8 protein-coding genes are annotated in these 7,751 nt (G+C 68.5%); 3 read left to right on the top strand and 5 right to left on the bottom strand.

The window, feature by feature from the left end; all coding sequences use genetic code 11:
* Positions 1-1,552 (bottom strand): efflux transporter outer membrane subunit (locus tag DPV74_RS36920; RefSeq protein WP_205571973.1); only part of this gene is annotated, 1,552 nt, incomplete at its 3' end.
* Between the two features lie 157 nt (positions 1,553-1,709).
* Between DPV74_RS36920 and DPV74_RS36915 the strand changes: the two genes are divergently transcribed.
* A complete protein-coding gene (locus DPV74_RS36915) occupies positions 1,710-2,651 on the top strand; it encodes a LysR family transcriptional regulator (protein WP_027787721.1) in 942 nt (313 codons plus the stop codon).
* A gap of 117 nt (positions 2,652-2,768) precedes the next feature.
* The gene (locus DPV74_RS36910) at positions 2,769-2,921 is read left to right on the top strand and encodes a hypothetical protein (RefSeq protein ID WP_006476208.1); all 153 of its coding nucleotides are present in this window, start codon (positions 2,769-2,771) and stop codon (positions 2,919-2,921) included.
* 70 nt (positions 2,922-2,991) lie between these two features.
* Here DPV74_RS36910 and DPV74_RS36905 read toward each other — a convergent pair whose 3' ends face one another.
* From DPV74_RS36905 to wrbA, 4 genes are read right to left on the bottom strand one after another with little or no spacing between them, the layout of a single operon-like run.
* Positions 2,992-3,822 (bottom strand): metallophosphoesterase, encoded by an 831-nt coding sequence (locus DPV74_RS36905; protein WP_027787720.1) that lies wholly within the window; start codon positions 3,820-3,822, stop codon positions 2,992-2,994.
* A gap of 25 nt (positions 3,823-3,847) precedes the next feature.
* The gene (locus DPV74_RS36900) at positions 3,848-5,269 is read right to left on the bottom strand and encodes an FAD-binding oxidoreductase (protein ID WP_027787719.1); all 1,422 of its coding nucleotides are present in this window, start codon (positions 5,267-5,269) and stop codon (positions 3,848-3,850) included.
* An 18-nt stretch (positions 5,270-5,287) separates the two neighbouring features.
* Positions 5,288-5,680, bottom strand: coding sequence for a DUF2069 domain-containing protein (locus DPV74_RS36895; RefSeq protein WP_021160810.1), 393 nt, complete (start codon positions 5,678-5,680; stop codon positions 5,288-5,290).
* On the bottom strand, positions 5,677-6,297 hold the full coding sequence (gene wrbA / locus DPV74_RS36890; RefSeq protein WP_027787717.1) for an NAD(P)H:quinone oxidoreductase: 621 nt from the start codon (positions 6,295-6,297) through the stop codon (positions 5,677-5,679). The genes DPV74_RS36895 and wrbA overlap by 4 nt, the downstream gene beginning before the upstream one ends.
* Positions 6,298-6,442: 145 nt before the next feature.
* Here wrbA and DPV74_RS36885 point away from each other — a divergent pair.
* A partial coding sequence (locus DPV74_RS36885) for a YihY family inner membrane protein (RefSeq protein WP_119338979.1) occupies positions 6,443-7,751 on the top strand: 1,309 nt, incomplete at its 3' end.

Here is a 7,751-nt window from a genome sequence, read left to right as displayed (position 1 = left end):
CGGCGGCGGCCACGGGTTTCGCACCCGACGCGGCGGCCGGCGCGGCTGCGCCCGCGGCGGATTCGCCATGCGACGATTGGCTGCCCGGCGGATGGCTGCCCGGCACGTCCGTGCCCGTCTCGACGCCGCCGCCCAGCGCGGCCATCAACTGAGCGTGCGCGGCGAGGCGTTCCGCATCGATGCGGGCGGCCGTTTCCTGCGCGCGCAACAATTGCTGCTGCGCGACCAGCACGTTGACGTAGTCGGTCAGCCCGCGGCGGAAACCTTCGCGCGACAGCTGGTAGCTGCGGTCGTTGGCGGCCACCGAGCGCGCGGCGTCCTTCTTCTGCGTATCGAGCGAACGGATCCGCACGACCTGGTCGGCGATGTCCTTGAGCGCGCCGACGATCGTCTGGTTGTATTGCTCGACCGCCTGGTCGTAGCCGGCATTCGCCGCGCCGAGCTGCGCGCGCAGCCGGCCGCCTTCGAAGATCGGCAGCGACAGCGCGGGGCCGGCCGTCCAGCCGCCGTTCATCGCGCGCAGGAAGTCGGTGAACGGCGCGGTCACGCCGAAGCCGCCGACCGTCGCGAGCAGGTCGATGTTCGGATAGAACGAAGCCTTCGCGACGTCGATGCCGCGCGCCTGCGCGTCGACCGTCCAGCGTGCCGCGACGACGTCGGGGCGGCGGCCGAGCAGGTCGGCCGGCATCGCCGACGGCAAGCCGGCCGGTGCGTCGAGCGACAGCCGAGGCCGCTTGATCGCATCGCCGGCGCCCGGGCCCTTGCCGGCCAGCGCGGCGAGCTGGTGCCGCGCGAGCTGGATCGCTTCCTCGTAGCTGTCGATCTGGCGCTCATAGTCGGGCAGCGTCGATTCCGCCTGGCTCACCTCGAGCTGCGTGCCGAGGCCAGCCTGCAGCCGCTTGCGCGCGAGATCGGCGAGCGAGCGCTGGCGTTCGAACGTTTCGTGCGCGAGGTCGAGCAGCGCGTAGTTCATCGACATGCCGACGTACGCGCGCACGACGTTGACCTCGAGTTCGAGCTTCGCCGCGCGTGCGTCGGCGGCGGTTGCGTGTGCGGTATCGAGCGCGCGCTCGGTCGCGTTCTTGTCCTTGCCCCACAGGTCGAGGTGGTAGGACAGGCCGAGCGTGCCGGTGTTGTTCCAGGTGTCGGTGTTCGCGAGCGGGCCGGGGCCGTAATAGACGTTGTCCGGCCAGTGCTGGCGCATCAGCGAGAGGTTGCCGTTGATCTGTGGCAATTCGGCCGAGCGGGCCACGCGCGCCATCGCCTGCGCTTCGCGCACGCGGGCCTCGGCGGCCGCGAGCGTCGGGTTGCCGGCCTGCGCGGCGGCAATCCATGTGTCGAGTTGCGGATCGCGGTAGGCGCGCCACCAGTCGGCCGCGGGCCAGCCCGCGTCGCGGTCGGCCGCGCGGATGGCCGCGCCGGCATCGAGCGCGTTCGCTTCGATGCGCGCCGACTGCGGCTTGTTGTCGCCCATGCTCGCGCACCCGGCCATTATTAATGAGACTGCAAGAACCGCCAGTGCGAGCGTCCCTTTTGTCGCCGGAGACTGCACGATTTTCTCCCTTTCGGATATAGATGAGTCGGATGCGATTATATTTTTCAGCGATTCCTGAATATATGGACAAGGGTGCAAGTCATTTTTACGAATCCTGAGACAATACTTGTTTGCCTCTGTGCAACAATCCGTCCGGATTCAAACGGGTAATGGGATGGATACGTTACAAAACATGCGGGTATTCGTCCGCGTGGTCGACGCGGGAAGCTTTACCGCGGCCGCCCAGCAGATGAATTCGACCACTGCCTACGCGTCGCGCGCGGTCTCGGATCTCGAGGCGCACCTGCGCACGCGCCTTCTGAACCGCACGACGCGCCGGATCGCACTGACCGAAGCAGGCGAGCGCTACCTGCAGCGCTGCGAGCAGATCCTCGCGTATGTCGACCAGGCCGAAGCCGAGGCGGGCGACGCGCATGCGCGCCCGTCGGGCAAGCTGAAGGTGCATTGCTTCACGAGCCTCGGCCAGCACTACCTGGTGCCGGCCATCGCGCGCTACCGCGAGCGTTACCCGGATGTGCACGTCGAGCTGACGCTCGCGCAGCGGATGCCCGACCTGCTCGACGAGGGCTACGACGTCGCGATCGTCGTCGGCCGCGACCTGCCGGATTCGGGGCTCGTGTCGCAGCGGCTCGGCGAGAGCTACAGCGTGGTGTGCGCGTCGCGCGGCTACGTCGAGGCGAACGGCGTGCCGCAGCGGCCCGCGGATCTCGCGCAGCACGTATGCCTCGGGATGGTCGCGCCGGGCTTTCAGTTCGACGAATGGGCGCTCGCGGGGCCGAACGGCGACGAAGTCGTCCCGATCACGGCGCCGCCGTTTCGCGTGAACGTCGCCGAGGCGCTCGCCGTGGCCGTGCGCGAAGGGATGGGGATCGGCGGCCTGCCGCTCTATTCGGCGATCGGCTGGTTGCGCAGCGGGCACATCGTGCGCGTGATGCCCGAATACCGGTCGCACGTGATGAACATCTACGCGCTGTATCCGTCGCGTCAGTACCTCGACGCGAAAATCCGTACCTGGGTCGATTTCCTGCGCGACGAGCTGCCGGCCACGCTGGCAGCCGACGAAGCCGCGCTCGAACAGTACACGCGTGCGACATGACCGCGCGGTTGGCCGCAATCTGACGAGATTTGTCCTTCACGCAACATTTTTTTACGAACGCGTGCCGGACAGTTTGATACTGTGGAAATTAACGAGATACGCAACCCCGGAGTAGCGATGGATACGCACCTGATGATCGGCCTTGGAGTCCTGCTGGGCGCGGCCGCGGCCGCCGCGGCGACCCGCGACCTGCTGCGCGCGATGAAGGCGAAGGCGCAGATGAAGCCGGTGCCGGTACGGGTGCGCGAGCCGCGCCGCCCGGGGCGCTGATCCGCGGTCACGCTCCGGGTCGAAAAGGTCGCGCAAAAAGGCCGCGCAATGCGGCCGGGCGGGCCGGCGTTCAGCCGAGCTCGACGACCTTGTCCCACGTGAACGCAGTGTTTTCCCGTTCGCCGGTGCGCCGGTGGATGTAGCCGCGCGGATTGCATACCACGCGCGTGCCACCGTCCGCCACATAGTCGAATGACGTATGCGTGTGGCCGTGGAGCCACAGATCCACCGGCGGCTGCACGAGTTCCGCCATGTCCGTGACGAATCCCGCCGATGCAAGATCGTCCGCATAGCGCTGCGCCAGCGAGCGCCGGTGCGGCGCATGGTGGGTAACGACGATCGTCCGGCCCGCGAACGGCGTCGCGAGTTGCGTCTCCAGCCATGCGCGGCTGCGTCGATGCAGCGCGATCGCGTCGGCCGGCGAGAAATCCCGTTCCGGCGTGCCCGGCGCCGCATGCAGCGCCGCGTCATGCGGCCAGGTCACCTGGATCAAGCCCTTGAAATCGAGCATCACGCGCAGCCCGGCGTCGATTGCACCCGCGAGGCTGGCTTCGTCGGTACCGAACAGCGAAAAATCGGCCCAGAGCGTCGTGCCGAGCACGCGGAACCGCTGCCCGGGATCGACGTAGACGTCGTTGTTCAGGTAATGCACGTTGTCGAGCGCCTGCGCCGCATCGCGCATCGCCGTCTCCAGCGCGCCGAATTCCCCGTCGTAGTACTCGTGGTTGCCTGGCACGTAGATCACCGGTACCGCGGGATCGAACGTTTCGGCCGCCCAGCGCAGGCCTTCCGCATGATTGTGGATGTCGCCGGCCAGCACGACGAGATCCGCGTCGGCGTGCGCGATCGCGTCGGGCTGGTTGCTTTCGAGGTGCAGATCGGACAGGACGCGGATTTTCACGGGCGGGGCTCCGGAGTGGGCGGCTTCAGCGCAGGACCTTGCCGGGATTCATCAGGCCGCGCGGGTCGAGCGCGGTCTTCAGCGTGCGCATCAGCGTCGTTTCGACCGGGGACTTGTAGCGCTGCGCATCGTCGATCTTCAGCTGGCCGATCCCGTGCTCCGCGCTGATCGTGCCGTGGTGGCGGTGCACGTTGTCGTAGACGATCCGGTTGATCGGCGCCTGGAACGCGGCGAGGAACGCCTTCGGATCGCCGCCTTCGGGCATCTGCACGTTGTAGTGGAGGTTGCCGTCGCCGAGGTGGCCGAACGTGACCATCCGCGCGCCCGGCGCGGCCTGCTGGATCGCCGCGTCGGTTTCGTCGATGAAGCGCGCGATCGACGAAATCGGCACCGCGATGTCGTGCTTGATGTTGAGCCCCTCGTCGGCCTGTGCGAGCGGGATGTGCTCGCGCAGATCCCAGAACGCGCGCGATTGCGCGAGATTCTCCGCGACCACCGCGTCGACCACGAGCCCGGCCTCGAACGCTTCTTCCATCAGTTTCTCGAACAGCGCGCGCGCATGCGCTTCGCTTTCGTTGTCGGACAGTTCGAGCAGCACCGTTTGCGCGTGCGTCTGCGCGAACGGGTAGCGCAGTTGCGGGTAGTGCTTGCCGACCAGCTGCATGCAGAAATCCGACATCAGCTCGAAGCCGGTCAGGAGCGGCCCGGCCGCGCGCTGCGCGAGCGCGAGGAAATCGAGCGCCGCGTGCGGCGATTCGAGCGCGGCGAGTGCGGTGACCTGCGCGGCCGGCAGCGGATGCAGCTTCATCACGGCCGCCGTGATGATCCCGAGCGTGCCCTCCGCGCCGATGAACAGGTCGCGCAGGTCGTAGCCCGTGTTGTCCTTGCGCAGTCCGCGCAGGCCGTCCCAGATCTCGCCTTGCGGCGTCACCACCTCGAGCCCGAGGCACAGCTCGCGCGCGTTCCCGTAGCGCAGCACCGCGGTGCCGCCCGCATTAGTCGACAGGTTGCCGCCGATCGTGCAGCTGCCTTCCGCCGCGAGGCTCAGCGCGAACAGCCGGCCGCCTTCGCGGGCACGTGCCTGCACGTCGGCGAGAATCACGCCGGCTTCGACGGTGATCGTGTTGTTGTGCGGATCGAGCGCGCGCACGCGGTTCAGGCGCGCGACGCTCAGCACGGCCTGGCTGCCGCTCGCGTCGGGCGTGGCGCCGCCGGCAAGGCCGGTGTTGCCGCCTTGCGGCACGAGCGCGATGCCGTGTGCGTTGGCCAGCTTGACGAGGGCGGCGACCTCGGCCGTGTTCGCGGGTTTCAGTACCGCGCACGCGGCACCCTTGTAGCGGCGGCGCCAGTCGGTCAGGAACGGTTCGGTATCGTGCGGGTCGGTCAGCACATGATCGGCGCCGATCGCATCGCGGCACGCGGAAACGAAAGCTTCGGAGGACATCATCACCTTGTCGCGTAAGGGTCAGGACGCGGCGCGCGACTTTTTCGCCGCGCGCTTGAACGGCGCGACGTATGCCAGCGCCGTCACGAAGAAACCGACGGCGAGCGCGGTTTCGCACCAGCCGAGCGTCGCGGACAGCCCGCGATCGGACATGCCGCGCACGACGCCCTCGGCGAAATAGACGAGGATCAGCATGCTCGCCCACTGCATCGTATAGATGTTACGCCGCCAGACGCCGGGCAGCGCGAGCGCGAGCGGTATGGCCTTGAGCATCAGCGCGGAGCCGCCCGGGCGCAGCGGCGCGAGCCGCAGCTCCCACGCGAGCGACAGCGCGATCAGCGCGACGAGGCATGCGGCGGCAATCAGCGCGTAGCGCGGCCGGGCAGTGACGGCGGGACGGGCGGGGGCGTTCATGCGGCTTCGGCGGCCTGGGCGCTGGAGAGGGCGGCCGCCGCACGAGCGAGCCGCACGCCGAGCGCGGCCGCGAGCGTCTTTTCGTCCGCCGACAGCCCGCCGGCGGCCGAGCGGTCGTGCTGCGCGACGTGAGAGGCGCCGTACGGCGTGCCGCCGGTACGCGTCGTGCTGAGTGCGGATTCCGTGTACGGGATCCCGACGATCATCATGCCGTGATGAAGCAGCGGCAGCATCATCGACAGCAGCGTCGATTCCTGGCCGCCGTGCAGGCTGCCCGTCGACGTGAACACGCTTGCCGGCTTGCCGGTCAGCGCACCCGACAACCATTGCGGCGTGGTGCCGTCGAGGAAATACTTGAGCGACGCGGCCATGTTGCCGAAGCGGGTCGGCGAGCCGAGCGCGAGGCCCGCGCATTCCTCGAGATCGCGCAGTTCCGCGTACGGCGGGCCGTCGGCGGGGATGTCGGGGGCGGTGGCTTCGCAGACGGTCGACACGGGCGGCACGGTGCGGATGCGGGCCTGCATGCCCGGCACGCTGTCGATGCCGTTCGCGATCGCTAGTGCGAGATCGCGCGTGGCGCCGTGACGGCTGTAATAGAGAACGAGGATGTCTTTCATGGGCGACGGAACCGCGTGCGGCCGCGCGCGTGCCCGGTGCAGTCGGCCCCTGCTGGAATCGAGCGGCTATTATAGGGGCTGAAGCCGTCGCGCAGCGCGGCGGCGGCGCGCCGTCGGGCGCGCGGTATCAAGAAGGAGAAGCCGTTTGCCGAAGTTGAGCGTCGATCTCGACACCCTCAAGCGCCTGGCGCAGTTCGCGGCCCGGCGCAGCGCCGAGGATCGCATCCCGCAAGTGGCGGGCAGCCTGACGTTCACGACGATGCTGGCCCTCGTGCCGCTCGTGACGGTCGCGTTCGCGCTGTTCACCGCGTTCCCGATGTTCGCGTCGTTCCAGATCTCGCTGCAGGGATTCCTCGCGGATCACCTGATGCCTGCGCAGTTCAACGTCCAGATATTCAAGTACCTGAACCAGTTCGCGTCGAAGGCCAAGGGGCTGACGACGGCCGGCCTGATCGTGCTCGTCGTCACGTCGGTGATGACGATGATGACGATCGAGTCGGCGTTCAACCTGATCTGGCGGGTACGCAAGCCGCGACCGTTCGCGCAGCGCGTGCTCGCGTACTGGGCGCTGATCACGCTGGGCCCGCTGTTGTTCGGCGTGAGCCTGTCGATCTCGTCGTACCTGTTCACGCAGTCGCTCGCGTTTACCGGCGCGGGGCCGTCCACGTCGATCGTCGAGTGGCTGCTGGCGCTCGTGTCGCTGCCGCTGGCGGTGCTCGCGTTCACGCTGCTGTACGTGTACCTGCCGAACTGCACGGTCGCGTGGCGCGATGCGGTGATCGGCGGGCTGTTCGCGGCAATTGCGTTCGAGCTGGCGAAACGCGGTTTCGGCTACTACGTGCGGCGCATTCCGACCTATACGGCCGTATACGGTGCGTTCGCGGCGTTGCCCGTGTTCCTGTTATGGGTGTACCTGAGCTGGTTCATCGCGCTGCTCGGCGCGATGGTGGCCTCCGCGCTGCCGGCGATCCGCGTCGGCCAGTTCCACCGCATCCACTATCCGGGCAGCGACCTGCTCGACGCACTGGAAATGCTCGCGCGGCTGGCCGAAGCGCGCACGGCCGGCAAGCGGGGCTACACGGCGATGCGGCTCGCGACCATGCTGCGCTGCGACATGGAAACCGCGCAGCGCCTGCTGACGACGATGGAGGAGCGGGAATGGATCGCGCGGCTGGACGGCGGCGGCGAGACCACGCCGCGCTACATCCTGCTCGCGAACCCGGAGCAGCTGACGCTCGCGCAGTTGTTCGACGTGCTGGTGATCGACCGCACGGAGCTGACCTACCAGTTGCAGCGACGCCGCAGCCATGTCGATGGCGCGGCGCTGCTCGCGGTGCTGTCGAGCGATCGCTTCGACGTGTCGCTCGCGTCGCTGATCGCCGCGCACCGGCCGGCCGGCGCACAAGCGGCGGGTGTCCCGGGGCAGGCGCCGGGCGGCGTGTCCGACCCGCACG

This window comes from Burkholderia sp. HAN2018 (genome assembly GCF_024704855.1).
Taxonomy (GTDB): domain Bacteria; phylum Pseudomonadota; class Gammaproteobacteria; order Burkholderiales; family Burkholderiaceae; genus Burkholderia; species Burkholderia cepacia.
Note: the sequence above shows the minus strand (reverse complement) of the source record. Positions and strands in the feature narration are given on the sequence as shown.

Excerpts from the sequence above, each read along its gene's own strand:
- DPV74_RS36915 (WP_027787721.1), top strand. The coding sequence starts at position 1,710 with ATGGATACGTTACAAAACATGCGGGTATTCGTCCGCGTGGTCGACGCG.
- DPV74_RS36910 (WP_006476208.1), top strand. The coding sequence starts at position 2,769 with ATGGATACGCACCTGATGATCGGCCTTGGAGTCCTGCTGGGCGCGGCC.
- DPV74_RS36900 (WP_027787719.1), bottom strand. The coding sequence starts at position 5,269 with ATGATGTCCTCCGAAGCTTTCGTTTCCGCGTGCCGCGATGCGATCGGC.
- DPV74_RS36895 (WP_021160810.1), bottom strand. The coding sequence starts at position 5,680 with ATGAACGCCCCCGCCCGTCCCGCCGTCACTGCCCGGCCGCGCTACGCG.
- wrbA (WP_027787717.1), bottom strand. The coding sequence starts at position 6,297 with ATGAAAGACATCCTCGTTCTCTATTACAGCCGTCACGGCGCCACGCGC.